The organism is Streptomyces cellostaticus (assembly GCF_023630175.1).
Lineage (GTDB): Bacteria > Actinomycetota > Actinomycetes > Streptomycetales > Streptomycetaceae > Streptomyces > Streptomyces cellostaticus_A.
Window position 1 is genome coordinate 68,741 of sequence record NZ_JALLIN010000032.1, and the last position, 20,037, is coordinate 88,777.

A 20,037-nucleotide genomic window follows, 5' to 3' on the forward strand; every position below is an offset into this window, starting at 1 on the left:
ACGTTTCATCCCAGAACAGACCTGCGTCTTTCCTACGAGAGGACCCCTTCCCATGGCCATGGCCGATGCCCCCACCGGCAAGGTGACGTTCGTCGGTGCCGGCCCCGGCGCCGCCGATCTGCTGACGTTCCGGGCCGCGCGCGCGATCGCCGCGGCCGACGTGGTGATCTGGGCGGCGAGCCTGGTGCAGGCCGAGGTCCTCGAACACGCGCGGGACGACGCGGAGATCCTGGACTCGGCGGCCATGTCGCTGGAGGACGTGGTCGGCGTCTACCGGCGGGCCCACGCCGGGGGGCTGACCGTCGCGCGGATCCACTCCGGGGATCCGGCGCTGTGGGGCGGCACCCAGGAGCAGCTCGACCGGTGCGCGGAGATCGGCATCGCGACGGAGGTCGTGCCGGGAGTGTCCTCGTTCTCCGCCGTGGCCGCCCTGGCGCAGCGGGAGCTGACCATCCCCGAGGTGGCCCAGTCGGTCGTCCTGACCCGGCTCGGCGGCGGCAAGACGCCGATGCCGCCCGGTGAGGAGGTCCGCGAGTTCGCCCGGCACGGCACCACGATGGCCGTGTTCCTGTCGGCGGCGCGCAGCGGCCAGCTCGTGCGGGAGCTGCTGGAGGGCGGCTACCCCACGGACACCCCGGTGGTCGTCGCGTACCAGGCGACCTGGCCGGAGGAGCTGGTCGTCAGGTGCACCATCGGCACCCTGGAGGAGACGGTCAAGGAGCACAGGCTCTGGAAGCACACCCTCTTCCTGGTCGGTCCGGCCCTGGACGCCCACGGGACCCGCTCGCACCTGTACCACCCCGGCCACTTCCACGGCTACCGCAAGGCCGACCCGGAGGCACGGCGGGCGCTGCGCGAGGAGAGGGCGAAGAGTTGATCACGGTCGTGGGCACGGGGACCGGGGCGCCGGTCCCGGACGGGGTGGTCGCCGGTGCCGCCCTCGTCGTGGGCGGACGGCGGCACCTGGACGCCGTGGAGCTGCCGGAGGGGGCCGGGCGGATCGTGCTCGGTCCGCTGGCGCCCGCCCTGGACGCCATCGGGGAGTACGCCGACAAGGGACTGCCGGTGGTCGTGCTGGCCTCCGGGGACCCGGGGTTCTTCGGGATCGTACGGGCGCTGGCCGAGCGGTTCGGGGCGGGGCGGCTGGACGTGCGGCCGGGGGTGTCCTCGGTGGCCACCGCGTTCGCGCGGCTGGGGCTGCCGTGGGACGACGCGGTCGTGGTGAGCGCGCACGGGCGCGACCTGCGGACCGCCGTCAACGCCTGCCGGGCGCATCCGAAGGTGGCGGTGCTGACCGGGCCCGGCGCCGGGCCGGCCGAGCTGGGGGCCGCGCTGGGCGGCGGCCGGCTGCTGGTCGTGGCGAGCGCGCTGGGCGATCCGGAGCACGAGCGGGTGGAGCGGGTGACGCCCGCCGAGGCCGCCGCCCGGGACTGGGGTACCGCGGTGAGCGTGGTGCTGTGCCTGGACGAGGCGCGGACGCCGGGTGCCGTGCGCACGGTCGCCGGCCCGGGCGCGCCGCCCGCCGGATGGGCCCTGGACGAGACGGAGTTCGCGCACCGCGACTCGATGATCACCAAGTTCGAGGTGCGGGCGCTGGCGCTCGCCCGGCTCGGGCCGCGCCTGGGGGACCTGGTGTGGGACGTCGGGGCCGGCTCGGGTTCGGTGGCCGTGGAGTGCGCGCGGCTCGGCGCGGCCGCCGTCGCCGTGGAGCGGACCGCGGACGGGATCGAGCGGATCCGGGCCAACGCCGCCGCCCACGGGGTCGACGTGGACGTGGTGCACGGTACGGCACCGGACGCGCTGGACGGGCTCGCCGACCCCGACGCCGTGTTCGTCGGCGGCGGGGGGCGCGAGCTGCCGGCCGTCGTCGGCGCGTGCGCGCGGCGGGCCCGGCGGACCGTCGTCGTCGCCCTGGCCGCCCTGGACCGGGTGCCGGCCGCGCGCGCGGCGCTGACGGACGCGGGGCTCCGCTGCGAGGGCGTGCTGTTGCAGTCGTCCCGGCTGGCGCCGCTGCCCGGGGACGTGACCCGGCTGGCGGCGGCCAATCCGGTTTTCCTGCTGTGGGGCGTCCGACCCCCGGCGACCAGTGAAGGAGCAGCGAAGTGATCGGCCTCATTTCCGCCACCGCGGCGGGCGCGGCGGCGCGGGACCGGCTGGCCGCGGCCTGGCCGGACCGTACGCGGGTGTACGACGCCGGCGCCGGGGAGGCCGTACGGGCCGCTTTCGCCGAGTGCGAGCAGTTGGTCTGCTTCCTCGCGACGGGCGCGGTGGTACGACTGCTCGCGCCGCTGCTGGGCGACAAGGCGACCGACCCGGGCGTGGTGTGCGTGGACGAGGGCGGCCGGTTCGCGGTGTCGCTGCTCGGCGGGCACGGCGGCGGCGCCAACGAACTCGCCCGCGAGGTCGGCGGGTTGCTGGGTGCCGAGCCGGTGGTGACGACCGCGACGGACGCGGTGGGCCTGCCGGGTCTCGACACCCTCGGGTTCCCCTTCGAGGGGGCGGTGGCCGCGGTGTCGCGGGCTCTGCTGGACGGCGAACCGGTCTCCCTGGAGGCCGAGGTGGCGTGGCCGCTGCCCGCGCTGCCCACCTCGCCGCGGGGCGCGCACACCGTCCGGCTCACCGACCGGGCCGTCGCGCCGGGCGAGCGCGAGGTGCTGCTCAGGCCGCCGTCCCTGGTGGTCGGTGTGGGCGCCTCCCGGGGCGCGCCGGCGGACGAGGTGCTCGGCCTGGTCGAGGAGGCGCTGCGGGAGGCGGGCCTTTCGCCGCGGTCCGTCGCCGAACTCGCCACCGTGGACGCCAAGTCGGACGAGCCGGGCATCGTGGCCGCCGCCGCCCGGCTGGGGGTCCCGCTGGTGACGTACCCGGCCGGGGAACTGGCGGACGTCCCGGTGCCCAACCCGTCCGGCGCACCGCTCGCGGCCGTCGGCACACCGTCGGTGGCGGAGGCGGCGGCACTCGCGCGCGGCGGTGAACTCCTGCTGCCCAAGCGGAAGTCGGTACGCGCCGACGGCCGGCCGGCGATGGCGACCTGCGCCGTGGCACGGCGTCCGGCACGCGGACGGCTCGCCGTGGTCGGGCTCGGGCCGGGCGCCCGGGACCTGCTCACCCCGCGGGCGACGGCCGAACTGCGGCGGGCCTCGGTGCTGGTCGGCCTCGACCAGTACGTCGACCAGATCCGCGATCTGCTGCGGCCCGGCACCCGGGTGCTGGAGTCGGGGCTCGGCGCGGAGGAGGAGCGGGCCCGTACGGCCGTGGCGGAGGCCCGGCGCGGCCACGCGGTGGCCCTGATCGGCAGTGGGGACGCCGGCGTGTACGCCATGGCCTCACCGGCGCTCGCCGAGGCGTCCGACGACATCGACGTGGTGGGCGTGCCGGGCGTGACGGCCGCGCTGGCGGCGGGCGCGATCCTGGGCGCGCCGCTGGGCCACGACCACGTGTCCATCAGCCTGTCCGACCTGCACACGCCGTGGGAGGTCATCGAGCGGCGGGTGCGGGCGGCGGCCGAGGCGGACATCGTGGTCACCTTCTACAACCCGCGGTCCCGGGGCCGCGACTGGCAACTGCCCCAGGCGCTCGCGATCCTCGCCGGGCACCGGGACCCGGCGACGCCGGTCGGTGTGGTGCGCAACGCCTCCCGGCCGGACGAGTCGAGCCGGCTGACCACGCTCGGCGAACTGGACCCGGCGACGGTCGACATGATGACCGTCGTCACGGTGGGCAACACCGCGACCCGGAACATCGCCGGCCGCATGGTGACCCCGCGGGGCTACCGCTGGCAGGAGAGCACGCGCACCGGCCCGCCGGAGGGCGCCCGGTGAACCGTACCCTCCGCCCCGTCGAGCAGGAGTCCTCCCGGCGGCCGCGAGCCGGCCGGGACACCTCCCCGGCGCCCGTCGCCGCCCTGCCCGCCGGCTCCGCCGGCGCGGCCGGGACCGGAACGGCGCCGCCCGCGAGCGGGCGGCCCGCCGTGAGCAACATGTCCGGCAAGGGCGCATCGGCGGTCGCCGCCGCGCTCGCCACCCCGCCGTACCCACCCATTTCCCCGAAGGAGACCCCGTGACCACCCCGCCGCCCGCCCTGCTCATCGCCGGCCACGGCACCCGGGACGAGGCCGGAGCCGAGGCGTTCCGCGACTTCGTACGGGAGCTGGGCCGCCGCCACCCCGAACTGCCCGTCGCCGGCGGCTTCATCGAGCTGTCGCCGCCGCCACTGGGCGAGGCCGTCGCCGAGCTGGTGGAGCGGGGCGTACAGCGGTTCGCCGCCGTGCCGCTGATGCTGGTCTCCGCCGGGCACGCCAAGGGCGACATCCCGGCCGCGCTGTCCCGGGAGAAGGAACGGCACCCGGGCATCTCCTACACCTACGGCCGCCCGCTCGGCCCGCACCCGGCGCTGCTGAGCGTGCTGGAGCGGCGGCTGGAGGAGGCGCTGGCCGGCACGTCCGCCGAGCGGTCCGACGTGACCGTGCTGCTGGTGGGGCGCGGGTCGACCGACCCGGACGCCAACGCCGAGGTGCACAAGGCGGCCCGGCTGCTGTGGGAGGGGCGCGGCTACGCGGGCGTCGAGACGGCGTTCGTGTCGCTGGCGGCCCCGGACGTGCCGAGCGGGCTCGACCGGTGCGCGCGGCTGGGGGCGCGGCGGATCGTCGTGCTGCCCTACTTCCTGTTCACCGGCATCCTGCCGGACCGGGTGCGCAGGCAGACCGCGCAGTGGGCGGCCGCCCGTCCGGACCTGGAGGTTCGCTCCGCGGACGTCATCGGGCCGGAGCCGGAACTGCTGGACCTGGTGATGGAGCGGTACGCGGAGGCCGTCAAGGGCGATCTCCGGATGAACTGCGACTCCTGTGTGTACCGGATCGCGCTGCCCGGCTTCGAGGACAAGGTGGGGCTGCCGCAGCAGCCGCACTTCCACCCCGACGACGACGGCCACCACCACGGGCACGGCCACCACCACCCTCATGGCGGGCACTCGCACAGCCATGCGCACTGAGGGGACCGTGGGCGCCCCCGGCACCGGGCACGACCTGCGCCACCACGGCGACGCGGAGACGCGCGACGGCGGCGCCGGGCTGGTCGATCTCGCCGTCAACGTCCGCGCGGACACGCCACCGCCGTGGCTGCGGGAGGAGATCGCCGCCTCGCTGCCGTCCCTCGCGGCCTACCCGGACGGGCGGGCCGCCCGGGCCGCGGTCGCGGCCCGGCACGGGCTGCCGGTGGAGCGGGTGCTGCTGACGGCGGGCGCGGCGGAGGCGTTCGTGCTGCTGGCGCGGGCGCTGAAGGTGCGTCGGCCGGTCGTGGTGCATCCGCAGTTCACCGAGCCGGAGGCGGCGCTGCGGGACGCCGGGCACACCGTGGACCGGGTGCTGCTGCGGGAGGCGGACGGGTTCCGGCTCGATCCGGCGGCGGTGCCCGAGGACGCGGACCTGGTGGTGATGGGGAACCCGACGAATCCGACCTCGGTGCTGCATCCGGCCGCCGCGATCGCCTCACTCGCCCGGCCCGGCCGGGTCCTGGTGGTCGACGAGGCGTTCATGGACGCGGTGCCGGGCGAGCCGGAGGCGCTGGCCGGGCGGACGGATGTGCCCGGTCTCGTCGTGCTGCGCAGCCTGACCAAGACCTGGGGGCTGGCCGGGCTGCGCATCGGGTACGTGCTGGCCGCGCCGGAGACGATCGCCGAGCTGGGGCGGGCCCAGCCGCTGTGGCCGGTGTCGACGCCGGCGCTCGCGGCGGCCGAGGCCTGTGTGGCGCCCCGGGCGCTGGCGGAGGCGGCGCACGCGGCGCACCGGGGCGCGGCGGACCGCGGCCATCTGGTGGCGGGGCTCACCGCGTTCGCGTCCCGCGGGGTGCGGGTGGTGTCGCCCGCACAGGGGCCGTTCGTGCTGGTGCGGGTGCCCGGGGCGGACGCCGTGCGGCGGCGGTTGCGTGAGCTGGGGTACGCGGTGCGGCGCGGGGACACGTTCCCCGGCCTGGACGGGGACGCGTGGCTGCGGGTGGCGGTGCGGGACCGGGGGACGGTGGGCGGGTTCCTGGCCGCGCTGTCGGACGCGCTGCCCCGGCAAGTGCCGTGACCGGCAGGGTCCACCGGTCACGGCACCGGTAGTGCCCGGTCGCGCGCATGCGCTGGTGGCGTGTGCGTTCGATCGGATGTGCCGTTGATCGAGTGTGCGGGGTTTTGTGTAGCAGCACCGCGACTGCGGCGGGACGGCGGAGATCCGCCATGCCTGCACCCATTGCGGTCAGGACCTGACGGCGAGGGACGTCGCCCCTCTGCCCGGCCCGGGAGCAGTTGCGGAGCAGCAGCCGTGGACCACCGACGGGTGACCTCGTCCCGCAGCCCCTCCCGGACGGGGTCACGTCGCGCCATGGCAGCGTCACGCACGGGCGGGCCCTGCCGCCCGATGGACTGCGGCCGGTCGATCCGGGAGAGCCGCACCCGCACGGGCATCAGCGGTCGGGAAGCAGGGACCGCAACCGCAAGGGTGCCGGCCCGGCCGCCGAGCGCCCTGGCCGGTGGCTCCACCCGCCGTCCAGGGCGATGTGCCATCGCGGGCACGGTGCGTTCGACGACCCGCCTGCGTCGGCCGATTCGTCCGCCGGACTCGACGCCCGCGCGGGCGACGCGGGCGCCGATGCGTTTGCCCCGTGACCGTCGCCGCCGGTGAACCGGCCCGGTGGTCGGGGAAGGCCCCGCGTCGCCCGGCCGTCGTCAGCTCCTGCGGCGACGGGCCACCGTCACCGGGCCCGCGCCGGCCACCAGCAGCGCCAGCGCGCCGCCCGCGATGTACGGGGTCGAGGAGTCGCCGCCCGTCTCCGCGAGGTCGGCCTGGGCGCCGGAGGCTCCCTGGGACTTGACGTCGGCGGCGGTACCGGCCTGGCCCGCGGCCGCATGACTCGGGGCCGCTTCACCCTGGGCCGCGTCACTCCCAGCCGCGTCACCCGGGGCCGCGTGGCTCGGGGGCGCGTGGCGGGCGGGGGCGGGGGTCTCGCAGGCGGCCTCGGCGAGGGTGACCGTGCCGTTCACCTCGGCCACGTTCAGCTTCAGCGGGTTGACGGCGACCTTGAGTTCGAGTGCCGTGGCGGCCGCCGTGCGGGACGTGGTGACGCGCCGGGAGAGGGCGAGGCGGACCTCTCCCACGCCGGGCACCTTCACCTCGGTCGGGCCGCCCGCGGTCAGCGTGACCCGCCTGCCGAGGACCGTGACCGCGCCGAGGACGTTCGCCGAGGCGACCGGCGCCCTTCCGGCGGCACAGGTCGCCTTGGCGGTGACCGAGCCGACCTCCAGCACGGAGAGCAGGGGCAGGCCGGGGACGTGCAGCCTGGCGTGGGCGAGGCGGACCGAGCCCTCGGCGAGCCGGCCGTCCGCCGTGGCCCTGGCCGAGGCGGCCTCCGCCCCGAGTACCGTGAACGGCCGGCCGCCGTTCACGCCGTCGAGCCGGGCGGTCAGGGCCGTCCTGTCCGCACTGCGCGGCGCCTGGACCTCGTTCAGGGTGACCGCGAGCGGGACGTTCACGGTCTTGTCGAGGAGGGACACGTCGAGCCCGGTGCGGAGCACGACGGCGGAGGCACGACCGTGGCCCGTGGTGGCGTGCGCGGCGCTCGCGCCCAGCATCGCGGGCGCCGCGGCGAGCGCGGTGACCGTCGCGGCCGCGGCGATCCTGCGTGCGGGCATGCGGAAGTTGTTGCTGTTCAAAGCGGTGGGACCCCCAGAGAAAACTTGCTTGGGACCCGTCAACTCTGTACTCACTGTGGGTGAACGGTCAGCGATCCTGTGTTACTTCACTCCATCGTGGAGTTTCAGCACATCTCTTCGAATCACCGGGCACACGCGTTCCCTCGGCGTCCTACTCCACGACCCGCCCGTTCAGCACCACCCGTCGCGGCGCCGCCAGCACCCGGACGTCCGCCCTCGGGTCCGCCTCGTACACCACGAGGTCGGCCGGTGCGCCCTCCTCCAGTCCGGGACGGCCCAGCCAGGCGCGGGCGCTCCAGCTCGCCGCCGCCACCGCCCGGACGGGCGGGATGCCCGCGGTGACCAGTTCCGCGACCTCGGCCGCGACCAGGCCGTGGGCCAGCGAGCCGCCGGCGTCCGTGCCGACGTAGACCGGGATGCCGGCGTCGTGGGCGCCTCGCACGGTGTCGTAGCGGCGTTCGTGCAGCCGGCGCATATGGGCCGACCAGCGCGGATACCTGCGCTCGCCGCCCGCGGCGAGCCGCGGGAAGGTGGCGATGTTGACGAGGGTCGGGACGATCGCCACGCCCCGCTCGGCGAAGAGGGGGACCAGGTCGTCCGTCAGGCCGGTGGCGTGCTCGACGCAGTCGATGCCGGCCTCGACGAGGTCGCGCAGCGAATCCTCGGCGAAGCAGTGCGCGGTGACACGGGCGCCCAGCCGGTGGGCCTCCGCGATGGCGGCCTCGGCCGCCTCCCGCGGCCAGCAGGCGGACAGGTCGCCGAGGTCGCGGTCGATCCAGTCGCCGACCAGCTTCACCCAGCCGTCGCCGCGCCGCGCCTCCCGCGCGACGTGGGCGACCAGGTCCTCCGGCTCGATCTCCCACGCGTAGTTGCGCATGTAGCGGCGGGTGCGGGCGATGTGCCGGCCCGCGCGGATGATCTTCGGGAGGTCCTCGCGGCCGTCGATCCAGCGGGTGTCGGAGGGCGAGCCGGCGTCCCGGATCAGCAGGGTGCCCCGTTCCCGGTCGGTCAGCGCCTGCTTCTCGGCGGTCTCGGAGTCCACCGGGCCGTCGGCGCCGAGGCCGACGTGGCAGTGCGCGTCGACCAGGCCGGGCAGCGCCCAGCCCTCGACGGTGGTGACGTCACGCGCCCCGGCGGGGCGGTCGTAGGAGACGCGGCCCCCGACCACCCACAGTTCGTCGCGGACGTCCTCGGGCCCGGCCAGGACCCGCCCCCTCACATGCAGCACCGCGTCATCGCTCATACCGGCACCCTAAGGGCTGCCCCGCAGGCCCCGGCGGGCGCACGGCGTCGGCTGCGGAACCTCGCCGCGCCGTCGGATCGCCCGAACACGCCCGGCACGAGGACGCCCCTCCGCCGTGCGGCGCACCGCGTCGCACACCGTGCGCCGGTGCCACCGGGGGTTGCGGGACAGCCCTTGACCAGGGACCGCCTCGCGCTACTCCCCGGACCCGCCCACCTGGTCCGGGGCCTCCTCCTCCACCTCGGCCATCGCCGGGTCCAGCAGGCGGGAGAGGAAGTGGCGGGTCCGCTCGTGCCGCGGGGCGCCGATGACCTGGCCGGGACCGCCCTCCTCGACGATCACGCCGCCGTCCATGAAGACGACCCGGTCGGCGACCTCGCGCGCGAAGGTCATCTCATGGGTGACCACCATCATGGTCATGCCCTCCTCGGCGAGCCGGCGCATCACCGCGAGGACGTCCCCGACCAGTTCGGGGTCGAGTGCGGAGGTGGGCTCGTCGAACAGCATCACCTCGGGCCCCATGGCGAGCGCGCGGGCGATGGCCACCCGCTGCTGCTGGCCGCCGGAGAGGGAGGACGGATAGGCCCGCGCCTTGTCGGCCAGGCCGACACGGGCGAGGTTCTCGGCGGCGATCCTCGCGGCCGTCGCCTTGTCCCGGCCGAGGACCCGGCGCTGCGGCAGCGTGAGGTTCTCGGTGGCGTTCAGGTGCGGGAAGAGGTTGAACTGCTGGAAGACCATGCCGATGCGCCGGCGTACGGCGTCGATGTCGACGTCGGGATCGGTCAGCTCGGTGCCGCCGACGAAGACCCGGCCCCCGGTGGGCTCCTCGAGCAGGTTCACGCAGCGCAGCAGCGTGGACTTGCCGGAGCCGGAGGGCCCGATGACGCAGACGACCTCGCCCTGGCCGATCTCCAGGTCGATGCCGCGCAGCACGTGGTTGTCGCCGAAGGACTTGTGCAGGTCCTGGACCTGGATCTCCGCGCGGCTCATCGGATCGCCTCCTGGGACCGGGACTCCATGCGGCGGACGACGTAGCCGAGCGGGACGGTCACCAGCAGGTAGCAGAGGCCGGCGACCAGGATCGGCGTGGAGTTGGCGGTGGTGCTGGCCAGGTCGCGGCCGTACTTGGACAGTTCGCGCTCCTCCAGGGTGACGCCGAGGAACAGCACCAGCGAGGAGTCCTTGAAGAGCAGGACGAGTTCGTTGGTGAGCGGCGGCAGGATGATCCGGAAGGCCTGCGGGACGATGATCGAGACCATGGCCCGCGCGGGCGAGAAGCCGAGCGAACGGGCCGCCTCCATCTGCCCCTTGGGCACGGCCTGGATGCCGGCGCGGATGGTCTCCGCCATGTACGCGGCCGAGACCAGGCCGAGGGCGATGGCGACCTTCCCGTAGGTGCCGCCCGGGATCTGCGTGCCCGGGAAGGCCAGCGGGACGGCGACGCCCACGAAGATGAAGATCAGCAGGGCCGGCAGGCCGCGGAAGATCTCGATGTAGACGCCCGCCACCCAGCGGTACGGACCCACGGAGGACAGCCGCATCAACGCGATGACCATGCCGAGGACGAGTCCGACGACGAAGCCGGACAGCGTGTAGAGCACGGTGTTCTTCAGCGCGAGCGTGATGACCTCGGGGAACATCTGCCTGGCGATGTCGCCCTGGGCGAACTGGTTCTTCAGCCGGCCCCAGTCCGCCGCGACCGCGAACGCGATCACGGCGGCGGCGAACACCGCGTACTGCACGGCGCGGGACAGGCCGCGGCGCTGCCGCCGGGTCAGGCCCTTCCTCTTCGGCTGGAGTGCTGTGCCGGTGTCGGTCATGAGGCCGAGGGAGAGGCGGCGGACGCGTCGTACGGGCCGATCCACTTCTCGTACAGCTTCTTGTACGTGCCGTCGGCCTTCGCGTCGGCGATGGCCTTGTTCAGGGCCTCGCGCAGCCCGGTGTTGCCCTTCTTGACGGTGAAGCCGTACTGCTCACCGGTCTTGAGGTTGCCGACGACCTTGAACCGGTCGGCGTTGGCCTTGTCCTTCAGCCACCCCTGGACGACCGGGTAGTCGATGACGACGGCCTGGACCTGGCCGGTGCGCAGGCCGTTGAGGACGGCGTCGGAGGACTCGAAGGAGATCGGGTCGTAGCCCTTGCCCTTGACGTAGTCCTCGCCGGTCGTCTGCGCCTGGGCGCCGAGCTTCCCGCCCTTGGCCTTGACGTCCTCGAGGGAGCCGATCCCGCTCTTCCGGTCGACGAGGACCGCCTGGGTGGCCTCGAAGTACGGGTCGGAGAAGTCGACGTTCTTCTTGCGCTCGGCGGTGATGGTCATGCCGGCCGCGGCCAGGTCGCACTGCCCGGAGTTGAGGAAGGCGCCGGTCTTGAAGTTCTCGAACGGCGTGTCCACGATCTGCTGCTCGACACCGAGGTCCTTGGCGACGAGGTCGACGAGGGAGACGTCGAAGCCCTGCACCTTGCCGTTCACCTCCGACTGGAACGGCGGGTACGGAAGGTGGGTGCAGGTGGTGAGCCGGCCGGCCTTGACGAGGTGGACCCCCTTGACCGTGGCGCCGTTGCCCCCGTCGCCCGAGGAGCAGCCGGCCACGAGCACGAGCCCGGCCGTGGCGGTGGTGGCGGCCAGCAGACGGGACCGGCGCCGGAGGAGCGTATTCATGGGGGATCTCCAGTCGGGGGAATCGTGAGTTCCGATTATAAGGAGATGTTTGGGTCTCTCAAATCAAACCCATGGCCGAGGGGCCGTCCGGCCTGAGAACTCGCCGGTCGCCCGGGCGGTGGAGGGCGGGGGCTACGCTCGTCCCCGTCGGCCCCCGGCCGGCTTTTTCGACCCTCGTGCGCGATGGAGAGCAGCGCCGTGACCCACCCCCTGCTCGATCTGCCCCCGCTGAGCGCCGGGCGGTTCGCCGCGATCGAGGACCGGGGGCCCGGCTGCCGGCCACCCGTCAGGACGTGCTGATCACCCAGGGTGAGGCACTGCTGCCGCCGGCCGGCGGCGGCGCCCTGGCCGGGGAGATGATCCGGGTGAACCACTGCGGCCCGGACGCGACCCCGGACGCCGTGCACGGCTGCCCGGCCGCCCCGGGCGCGGCGCTCGCCGGGCGGGGGCCGGCGGTGGACGTGGCGGCGGCCCGCCGGGCGGCCGACGAGGCCTGGCGGTGAGCACGGAAACCCGCGAAACGGCGGCCCGCACGGACCGTGCGGGCCGTTTTCATTACCCGAGTGGAAATTCAAATCGATTCCACATTTCCCGGGAATTCACCTGTGGATAGCTTCCCACCTTCTTCTGCCCGATTTTCGGGAAGCTAAACGGGTATGTTTTCCGGCAAGTTTCAACCATGTGACACACTCCACAGACGCTCCTCTTTGTCCTAGTTTGACATAGGCTAAATCGGACATTTGGCCACTGTGCGTGCGAGTCGCACCAACCCTGCCCGTGCATTCTGCAAATTGTCTCGGTAAATTCTCTCCGCATGACTGCCGCACCAGCAGACCTGCTGATCGACCGACCGGCGGTGACCGACGGAGCCTCGCTCTGGCGGCTCGCCAAGGAATCGAAAACACTCGACCTCAACTCCTCGTACAGCTATCTGCTGTGGTGCCGGGACTTCGCGGCCACCTCGGCGGTGGCCCGCGACGCGGACGGCGAGCCCGTCGGTTTCGTCACCGGGTACGTGCGGCCCGAAGACCCCCGCACCCTGCTCGTGTGGCAGGTGGCCGTGGACTCCGCCTACCGCGGTCACGGCATCGCCGCCGCGCTGCTCGACGGGCTGACCGCCCGGCTCGCCGAAGAGCGCGGGATAACCGGCGTGGAGACCACCATCACCCCGGGGAACACCGCCTCCGAGCGGCTGTTCACCTCCTTCGCCGCCCGGCACGGCGCGGACCTGACCCGCGAGGTGCTGTTCCAGGCCGACCTCTTCCCGGACGGCCCGCACGACCCCGAAGTCCTGTACCGCATCGGCCCCCTGGCCCCCACCCCCGCGCACTGAGGAGCTACTCACCGTGACGATCACCCAGCCCGACCTGAGCGTGTTCGAGACCCTCGAGTCCGAGGTCCGGAGCTACTGCCGCGGCTGGCCCACCGTGTTCGACCGGGCGCAGGGCAGCCGCATGTACGACGAGGACGGCCACGCGTATCTCGACTTCTTCGCCGGGGCCGGCTCACTCAACTACGGGCACAACAACCCGGTGCTCAAACGGGCACTCATCGACTACCTGTCCCGCGACGGCGTCACCCACGGCCTGGACATGTCGACCACCGCCAAGCGGGGCTTCCTGCAGGCCTTCCAGAACCTGGTGCTGCGCCCGCGCGACCTGCCGTACAAGGTCATGTTCCCGGGCCCGACGGGCACCAACGCCGTCGAGTCCGCGCTGAAGCTCGCCCGGAAGGTGAAGGGGCGGGAGGCGATCGTGTCGTTCACGAACGCCTTCCACGGCATGTCCCTGGGGTCCCTCGCGGTCACCGGCAACGCCTTCAAGCGGGCCGGCGCGGGCATCCCGCTGGTGCACGGCACCCCCATGCCGTTCGACAACTACTTCGACGGCCAGGTCCCCGACTTCCTGTGGTTCGAGCGGCTCCTGGAGGACCAGGGGTCCGGCCTCAACAAGCCGGCCGCCGTGATCGTGGAGACCGTGCAGGGCGAGGGCGGCATCAACGTCGCGCGTCCGGAGTGGCTGCGTGCGCTGGCCGAGCTGTGCGAGCGCCAGGACATGCTGCTCATCGTCGACGACATCCAGATGGGCTGCGGCCGTACGGGCGCCTTCTTCTCCTTCGAGGAGGCGGGGGTCACGCCCGACATCGTCACCGTGTCGAAGTCGATCAGCGGCTACGGCCTGCCGATGTCGCTGTGCCTGCTCAAGCCCGAGCTGGACGTCTGGGAGCCGGGCGAGCACAACGGCACCTTCCGCGGCAACAACCCCGCGTTCGTCACCGCCACCGCGGCGCTCGAGGCGTACTGGACCGACGGCTCCGCCATGGAGAAGCAGACCCGCGCCCGGGGCGAGCAGGTCGAGCAGGCCCTGATCTCCATCACCGAGGAGAACCTCGCCGACGTGAAGGAGTACCGCGGCCGCGGCCTGGTGTGGGGCCTGGAGTTCCGCGACAAGGACCGTGCCTCGCGGGTCGCCCGGCGCGCCTTCGAACTGGGGCTGCTCATCGAGACGTCGGGCCCCGAGGGCGAGGTCGTCAAACTGCTGCCCGCCCTCACCATCACCCCCGAGGAGCTGGACGAGGGTCTCAGCATCCTCTCCCGCTCGGTCCGCGAGACCGCCTGACCCGCTGCGTACGGCCCACCGGCCGCACGCACCGCACACCGTACGACCAGGAGGAAGTTCAGCACCGTGATCGTCCGATCGTTCAAGGACATCGAAGGCACCGACCGGCACGTCAAGTCCGCGTCCGGCACGTGGGAGAGCAAGCGGATCGTCCTCGCCAAGGAGCGGGTCGGCTTCTCCGTGCACGAGACCATCCTGTACGCCGGTACCGAGACGCACATGTGGTACGCCAACCACGTCGAGGCCGTCGTCTGCACCAAGGGCGAGGCCGAGCTCACCGACCGTGAGACCGGGAAGACGTACACCATCACTCCCGGCACCATGTACCTCCTGGACGGGCACGAGCGTCACACGCTGCGTGTCAAGGAGGACTTCCACTGCATCTGCGTGTTCAACCCGCCGGTGACCGGGCGGGAGGACCACGACGAGAACGGCGTCTATCCGCTGCTCACCGAGCCCGAGGAGGTGTGACACCCATGACCGCTGTCACCGACCTGTACCCCAGCCGCGGCGCCAGTGAGGTGGCCGTGCCCCGCCAGGACCCGGTGGTCTGGGGCTCCCCCGACACGCCCGGCCCGATCCCGACGGCCGATCTGCAGGCGTACGAGCGCGACGGCTTCCTCGCCGTCGACCAGCTCATCACCCCGGACGAGGTCGAGGTCTACCGGAGCGAGCTGGACCGGCTGGTCGCCGACCCGGCGATCCGGGCCGACGAGCGCTCGATCGTCGAGCCGAAGTCGAAGGAGATCCGCTCGGTCTTCGAAGTGCACCGGATCAGCGAGGTGTTCGCGCGGCTGGTGCGGGACGAGCGGGTGGTCGGCAGGGCCCGGCAGATCCTCGGTTCGGACGTGTACGTCCACCAGTCGCGGATCAACGTCAAGCCCGGCTTCGGCGCGAGCGGCTTCTACTGGCACTCGGACTTCGAGACCTGGCACGCCGAGGACGGCCTGCCGAACATGCGCACGGTGTCCGTCTCGATCGCGCTGACCGAGAACCACGACACCAACGGCGGGCTCATGATCATGCCGGGCTCGCACCGCACCTTCCTGGGCTGCGCGGGGGCCACGCCCGAGGACAACTACAAGAAGTCGCTGCAGATGCAGGACGCGGGCACCCCGTCCGACGAGGCGCTGACGAAGCTGGCCGGCGAGCACGGCATCAAGCTGTTCACCGGCAGGGCCGGCTCGGCGACCTGGTTCGACTGCAACTGCATGCACGGCTCCGGCGACAACATCACGCCGTTCCCGCGCAGCAACGTCTTCATCGTCTTCAACAGCGTGGATAACAAGGCGGTGGAGCCGTTCGCGGCACCGGTGCGCAGGCCTGAGTTCATCGGGGCGCGGGACTTCACCCCGGTCCGCTGAACCACCTCCCGGCCGGGGGACCGGGGGTCGCCCCCGGAAAGCACAGCATCGGGGCGCGGGACTTCACCCCGGTCCGCTGAACCACCTCCCGGCCGGGGGACCGGGGGTCGCCCCCGGAAAGCACAGCATCGGGGCGCGGGACCTCACTGCGGTGAGACGGTCCGGGCGCGCCCCTCTTCGGCCACCGGGCCGGGGCCTCCTCGTGTGGGACGGGAGGCCCCGGCCCGGTCGTGCTGTCAGCCGGACAGCGCGTCCAGCAGACGGTCCACGTCCGCCGTCGTGTTGTACAGGTGGAAGGCGGCGCGCAGGTTCCCCGCGCGGTCGGACACCACGATGCCCGCCTCGCCCAGGGCGGGCTGACGGCCGCCGAGTCCGGGCACCGAGACGATGGCCGAGCCCGGCGCGGGCACCGGCTCGTGGCCCAGCCCGGCGAGCCCGGCCCGGAACCGGTCGGCGAGCCCCACGGCGTGCGCGTGCAGGGCGGGCAGCCCGATCTCCTCGATCAGTTCCAGGGAGCGGCGCAGCCCGGCATAGGTGAACAGGGCATGACTGAGGTCGAACTGCCGTGCGGAGTGCGCGAGTTCCTCGACCGGGCCGTAGCAGCTCTCCCACGGCCGCTCCCCCGCGACCCAGCCCGCCAGCACCGGGCTCAGTCCGCCGAGGTCCTCCGGGACCACCAGGAACGCCGCGCCGTGCGGTCCGAGCAGCCATTTGAAGGAGACCGCGGCGCTGAAGTCGAAGGCGTCCGCGTCCGTCGGGAGCCAGCCCGCGGACTGGGAGTGGTCGACGTAGGTGCGCGCGCCGTGCTCGCGGGCGGCTTCCCGCACGGCGGCCAGGTCGGCGATCCGCCCGTCGGCGGACTGGGCGGCGCTGAGCGCGACGAGCGCGGTGCCCGGCCGGACGGACTCGGCGATCCGCTCCAGCGGGACCGTGCGGACCTTGAGGTCGCCGCGGACGTGGAAGGGGTTCACCACGGAGGTGAAGTCGTCCTCGACGGTCAGGACTTCGGCTCCGGCGGGGAGGGACGCGGCGATCACACCGGTGTGCGCGGCGACCGAGACGCCTGCGGCGACACGGGAGGCCGGAACGCCGGCGAGCCGGGCGTAGGCGGCCCGGCAGGCCTCGACGTCCTCGTACAGCGGCAGCAGCGGCAGGCCCTCGGCCCGCAGCAGCGCCGCCTCGTGCAGGGCGGTGACGGTACGGGCGGGCAGCAGGCCGTTGCTGGCGGTGTTGAGGTAGCTGGTCCTGGGGGCGAACTCGGCGCGGACGAGGCTGTCGAACGTCTCCGTGGTCTCCATGGGTCCACTCTGCGGCCCGTCGAAGTCCCAGTCCATTGCGGATTTTTGCACGGATCCCCTCAGCGTCCCTTATATGTCCGCGCCGACCTGCGGTTTCTCAGTCCTGCGGTACCGCGCACCCGTCCGGGCCACAGGCCTCGGCGGTGTCCTGGCCGACCGGTCGCAGCGGGGAGCGCTCGCCCCAGGCCCGGGTCAGCGCCCGGGTGAAGACCTCGGCGGGCTGGGCGCCGGACACGCCGTAGGCGCGGTCGAGGACGAAGAAGGGCACGCCGGTGGCGCCGAGCTCGGCGGCCTCGCGCTCGTCGGCGCGGACTTCGTCGGCGTGGGCCGCGGGGTCGGCGAGGACGGCACGGGCCGCCTCGGCGTCCAGCCCGGCCTCGACGGCCAGTTCCACCAGCCGCTCGGCGCCCTCGGTGTACACGGACCGCTCCTCGGCGAAGTTGGCCCGGTAGAGGATCCGCAGCAGTTCGTCCTGCCTGCCCCGGTCCTTGGCGAAGTGCAGCAGGCGGTGCATGTCGAAGGTGCTGCCGTGGTCGCGGCCCCGGGTGCGGTAGTCCAGGCCCTCGGCGGCGGCCTGCGCGCCCAGGTTGTCCTCACCGGCCTGGGCCTGCGCCTCGCTCATGCCGTACTTCCGGGTGAGCAGGGTGAGCACCGGCTGGACGTCGCCCCTGGCACGGCCGGGGTCCAGTTCGAAGGAGCGGTGCACCACCTCGACGTCGTCGCGGTGCGGGAAGGCCGCGAGCGCCTTCTCGAAGCGGGCCTTTCCGACGTAGCACCAGGGACACCCATGAACCAAGGGAGCCAGCCCGCCTCTGACCTGCGAAAACGTGGATTCTAAGCGTTCCACTCGCTCACAGGGTTTCGGAGGCGGACCACCCGATTACTCCAGCCGTAGTTAGCGATCATGACGAGTCTCTGCTTATGGCCCGTAGGCGAGATCCACGCCACCACCGGCCTCAATCAGCCAGGACAGCGAACCGCTTCCGAAGGGCCAGCCAGTAGTGGCCACCTGCACCCAGCCGCCCGACTCGTCGGTTCCTGCGTGCCACCACCACCAGCTGCGATCGTCTCCCATTCCTTGTTCGGTCGGGTCGAAGTAGTACAACCATCCGGAGAGCGTCCAGGGTCCCTGATCGGCGGCTGCTCTCTCCTCTGGCGTCGTCGCGCGCCATTGACGCAGCCACCCCTCCATGCCGAAGGGCTCGCCATGTTCTGGTTCCGGGTTCTCGGGTGCGCACCGCTGGATGAACCAGGCTGGCAGCAGCTGTGGCCAAAGCTCTTCTGCCGGCCAGTCAGCCATCCGGGAGACGACGCACGTCAGTACCGCGCGCGCGTTGTCGATGACCTGGGCAGGGTCCTGGGCAGTGAACCGGAGGCGCACCAGAAACGGCCGGGGCTCGTAGTCATCCTCGGCGCTCGGTCCAGATCGAAGGCGCCGCAGCTCGCCTGTCATGATTTCCACGGTGAGGAAGTATGCATCGGCACCGACCTCGCGACATCCCGATATCGCTGCTGCTCAGCGGACACGAAGCTCTATGGCTGGAAAATTGCATGCCGTCGATAGTGGCAGGTTTGGGCACGGGCTTGGTGTCGGCGTCGCCAGTGTGACCAGCGCAGGCGGTGTGCGAGGTCGTGGAACGGGCTGCTCAGGGCCGCGAACAGGTGTTGGACCTCGTTGCCGGTCAAGGCGATCAGGCCGTTGAGGGCGGCCCGTTCGCGGCGTTCGGTTGCTGCGGTGACGGCAATGAAGGCGTGGGCGAGCATGGCGAGCGTGACCCGGCGGTGCCAGGAGGTCCAGCGGCGAACCTGGTGCTCGTCCAGGCCGGTCAGGCCCTTGCTGGCCCGGAACGTCTCCTCGATCGTCCAGCGCCGTCCGGCCACCCTTACCAGTTCAGACAGTGCCACCGGCCGGGGTGAGAAGCAGCGGTAGAAGGCGAGTTCGCCGGTGCGGCGGTTTCGGCGGACCAGGGCGCCAGTGGCCTGGCCGGCCGGCGGGGTCGTGGATGTCGACCTGTGCCCAGTCGTAGTACCGCTCGCCCTTCGCGCCCGCTCCGGCCGACAGTCGCTGCCAGGTCCGCTTCGGTATCCGCGCTGTCAAGTCTTCGCCTGGAACTTCCCAGCGTGCGTGGTGGTCGGGTGGGTGCTGGAGACGGCCAGGACGTAGCCGGTCCGGCGGTGTTCAAGGGCGGTCCGCAGGTGCGGGTTGTCGTCGTAGACCTCGTTGCCCGCGACCCAGCGAGCGGGGGTTCCCGCGTCCGGGGCCCGCTCAACCATGCGGGCGGCGGGTTGGGGCTTGGAGGCGAAGGCCAGGTCGTCCGGGATGCCCGCGCTCCGGCAGCGGTCCGGGTCGTCGGTCCACGAGCGTGGCATGTATAGGGCTCGGTCGATGGCTGCGTGTCCGCGGGCGGCGGAGCAGACGAGATAGACGGCGACCTGGGCGTTCTCAATGCGGCCGGCAGTGCCGGTGTACTGGCGCTGGACGCCGACGGTCGCCGTGCCCTTCTTCAGGTCGCCCGTCTCGTCGACCACGAGTACCGCCTGGTCGTCGGCGAGGTGCTCGATCACGTAGGCGCGTATGTCGTCGCGGATCGCGTCGGCGTCCCATTTCGCGCGGTGCAGCAGGTGTTGCATGCCGTCCGGAGTGGCATCGCCCGCGTGCTCGGCCAGGGTCCAGCAGTTCTTCCGCGGCAGGTCCGACAGCAGCCCGAGCACCAACGCCGTTGCGCGACGTCGGGGTTCGACCCGAGCGAACCGGCCCGCTACGCGGCCCATCAGCTGATCGAACGTGATCCGCCACCGGGTAGGCACTACGTTGTGCCCCGCGACCACCGCCTGATCTTCGTTTGTCCACATAACTCACGATGATCAACGGTGGCCGCAGCCATCTCCGCGCCAGCCCTGACCAGCAAGATCACGATCTACGGCTGGAGTATTACTGACCTTCAAAGCGTGGTGTCGGAGGGGCTGACGCCTCATGATCCCTGCGGTATGCCGACCGCATGAGGTATGCGCAAGGGGGCGGACTGACCGACGAACGGCGGGCCTTCCGCGAGAAGTTGAGGATGGAGGCGGCCGAGCGGTTCCGGCAGGGCGACGAGAACCCGGTCATCGCTCACGACCTGCGGGTCAGCGTCCGGTCGGTTCAGCGGTGGCGCAGAGCCTGGTCGCA

Annotated in this window: 20 protein-coding genes and 2 pseudogenes; 13 read left to right on the top strand and 9 right to left on the bottom strand. The window is 72.7% G+C overall.

Features of this window, described 5'->3' with window-relative positions; genetic code table 11:
* Window positions 1–58 precede the first annotated feature (58 nt).
* From cobM to cobC, 6 genes are read left to right on the top strand one after another with little or no spacing between them, the layout of a single operon-like run.
* The gene (cobM, locus tag MXD57_RS20940; RefSeq protein ID WP_250403269.1) at window positions 59–877 is read left to right on the top strand and encodes a precorrin-4 C(11)-methyltransferase; all 819 of its coding nucleotides are present in this window, start codon (window positions 59–61) and stop codon (window positions 875–877) included.
* The gene (cbiE, locus tag MXD57_RS20945; RefSeq protein ID WP_250403231.1) at window positions 874–2,106 is read left to right on the top strand and encodes a precorrin-6y C5,15-methyltransferase (decarboxylating) subunit CbiE; all 1,233 of its coding nucleotides are present in this window, start codon (window positions 874–876) and stop codon (window positions 2,104–2,106) included. Before cobM ends, cbiE begins: the two co-directional genes overlap by 4 nt.
* A complete protein-coding gene (gene cobJ / locus MXD57_RS20950; RefSeq protein WP_250403234.1) occupies window positions 2,103–3,818 on the top strand; it encodes a precorrin-3B C(17)-methyltransferase in 1,716 nt (571 codons plus the stop codon). Before cbiE ends, cobJ begins: the two co-directional genes overlap by 4 nt.
* Window positions 3,815–4,060 carry a hypothetical protein gene (locus MXD57_RS20955; RefSeq protein ID WP_250403237.1) on the top strand — a complete coding sequence of 82 codons (246 nt, stop codon included), beginning with the start codon at window positions 3,815–3,817 and terminating at the stop codon, window positions 4,058–4,060. The genes cobJ and MXD57_RS20955 overlap by 4 nt, the downstream gene beginning before the upstream one ends.
* A complete protein-coding gene (locus MXD57_RS20960; RefSeq protein WP_250403239.1) occupies window positions 4,057–4,986 on the top strand; it encodes a sirohydrochlorin chelatase in 930 nt (309 codons plus the stop codon). Before MXD57_RS20955 ends, MXD57_RS20960 begins: the two co-directional genes overlap by 4 nt.
* Complete coding sequence (cobC, locus tag MXD57_RS20965) at window positions 4,976–6,064, top strand: Rv2231c family pyridoxal phosphate-dependent protein CobC (protein ID WP_250403241.1); 1,089 nt, start codon at window positions 4,976–4,978, stop codon at window positions 6,062–6,064. Before MXD57_RS20960 ends, cobC begins: the two co-directional genes overlap by 11 nt.
* Before the next feature lie 638 nt (window positions 6,065–6,702).
* Here the strand turns inward: cobC and MXD57_RS20975 are convergent.
* The 5 genes from MXD57_RS20975 to MXD57_RS20995 all read right to left on the bottom strand — a co-directional run bounded on the left by MXD57_RS20975 (window position 6,703) and on the right by MXD57_RS20995 (window position 11,588).
* Window positions 6,703–7,686, bottom strand: a complete 984-nt coding sequence (locus MXD57_RS20975; RefSeq protein ID WP_250403243.1) for an SCO1860 family LAETG-anchored protein — start codon at window positions 7,684–7,686, stop codon at window positions 6,703–6,705.
* Window positions 7,687–7,837: 151 nt separating this feature from the next.
* Window positions 7,838–8,929, bottom strand: a complete 1,092-nt coding sequence (locus MXD57_RS20980; protein WP_250403245.1) for an amidohydrolase family protein — start codon at window positions 8,927–8,929, stop codon at window positions 7,838–7,840.
* 195 nt (window positions 8,930–9,124) lie between these two features.
* On the bottom strand, window positions 9,125–9,919 hold the full coding sequence (locus tag MXD57_RS20985) for an amino acid ABC transporter ATP-binding protein (protein WP_250403247.1): 795 nt from the start codon (window positions 9,917–9,919) through the stop codon (window positions 9,125–9,127).
* The gene (locus MXD57_RS20990; protein ID WP_250403249.1) at window positions 9,916–10,749 is read right to left on the bottom strand and encodes an amino acid ABC transporter permease; all 834 of its coding nucleotides are present in this window, start codon (window positions 10,747–10,749) and stop codon (window positions 9,916–9,918) included. Before MXD57_RS20990 ends, MXD57_RS20985 begins: the two co-directional genes overlap by 4 nt.
* Complete coding sequence (locus MXD57_RS20995) at window positions 10,746–11,588, bottom strand: transporter substrate-binding domain-containing protein (RefSeq protein WP_250403250.1); 843 nt, start codon at window positions 11,586–11,588, stop codon at window positions 10,746–10,748. The genes MXD57_RS20990 and MXD57_RS20995 overlap by 4 nt, the downstream gene beginning before the upstream one ends.
* A gap of 198 nt (window positions 11,589–11,786) precedes the next feature.
* On the opposite strand from MXD57_RS20995, the pseudogene MXD57_RS32040 reads away from it, so the two are divergent.
* The 5 genes and pseudogenes from MXD57_RS32040 to thpD all read left to right on the top strand — a co-directional run.
* Window positions 11,787–11,941, top strand: a pseudogene (locus tag MXD57_RS32040) (alanine--glyoxylate aminotransferase family protein); the annotation flags it as partial.
* A 461-nt stretch (window positions 11,942–12,402) separates the two neighbouring features.
* The gene (gene ectA / locus MXD57_RS21005; RefSeq protein WP_250403252.1) at window positions 12,403–12,921 is read left to right on the top strand and encodes a diaminobutyrate acetyltransferase; all 519 of its coding nucleotides are present in this window, start codon (window positions 12,403–12,405) and stop codon (window positions 12,919–12,921) included.
* Between the two features lie 13 nt (window positions 12,922–12,934).
* Window positions 12,935–14,206 (top strand): diaminobutyrate--2-oxoglutarate transaminase, encoded by a 1,272-nt coding sequence (ectB, locus tag MXD57_RS21010; protein WP_250403254.1) that lies wholly within the window; start codon window positions 12,935–12,937, stop codon window positions 14,204–14,206.
* Between the two features lie 66 nt (window positions 14,207–14,272).
* Window positions 14,273–14,677 carry an ectoine synthase gene (locus MXD57_RS21015; protein WP_250403256.1) on the top strand — a complete coding sequence of 135 codons (405 nt, stop codon included), beginning with the start codon at window positions 14,273–14,275 and terminating at the stop codon, window positions 14,675–14,677.
* Window positions 14,678–14,682: 5 nt separating this feature from the next.
* Window positions 14,683–15,570 carry an ectoine hydroxylase gene (gene thpD / locus MXD57_RS21020; RefSeq protein ID WP_250403258.1) on the top strand — a complete coding sequence of 296 codons (888 nt, stop codon included), beginning with the start codon at window positions 14,683–14,685 and terminating at the stop codon, window positions 15,568–15,570.
* 236 nt (window positions 15,571–15,806) lie between these two features.
* Here the strand turns inward: thpD and MXD57_RS21025 are convergent, their stop codons facing one another.
* The 4 genes and pseudogenes from MXD57_RS21025 to MXD57_RS21040 form a co-directional block, all read right to left on the bottom strand.
* On the bottom strand, window positions 15,807–16,868 hold the full coding sequence (locus MXD57_RS21025) for an aminotransferase class V-fold PLP-dependent enzyme (protein WP_250403259.1): 1,062 nt from the start codon (window positions 16,866–16,868) through the stop codon (window positions 15,807–15,809).
* Window positions 16,869–16,965: 97 nt separating this feature from the next.
* Window positions 16,966–17,664, bottom strand: a complete 699-nt coding sequence (locus MXD57_RS21030) for a DsbA family oxidoreductase (RefSeq protein ID WP_250403261.1) — start codon at window positions 17,662–17,664, stop codon at window positions 16,966–16,968.
* Window positions 17,665–17,787: 123 nt separating this feature from the next.
* Entirely contained in the window at window positions 17,788–18,321 is a 534-nt protein-coding gene (locus MXD57_RS21035; RefSeq protein WP_250403263.1) for a hypothetical protein, read from the bottom strand.
* A gap of 80 nt (window positions 18,322–18,401) precedes the next feature.
* Window positions 18,402–19,640, bottom strand: a pseudogene (locus MXD57_RS21040) (IS701 family transposase).
* A gap of 99 nt (window positions 19,641–19,739) precedes the next feature.
* Here MXD57_RS21040 and MXD57_RS31570 point away from each other — a divergent pair.
* On the top strand, window positions 19,740–19,871 hold the full coding sequence (locus MXD57_RS31570; RefSeq protein WP_284505871.1) for a hypothetical protein: 132 nt from the start codon (window positions 19,740–19,742) through the stop codon (window positions 19,869–19,871).
* The coding region (locus tag MXD57_RS31575) for a helix-turn-helix domain-containing protein (RefSeq protein ID WP_284505886.1) at window positions 19,868–20,037 on the top strand (170 nt) is incomplete at its 3' end. The genes MXD57_RS31570 and MXD57_RS31575, both read left to right, overlap by 4 nt.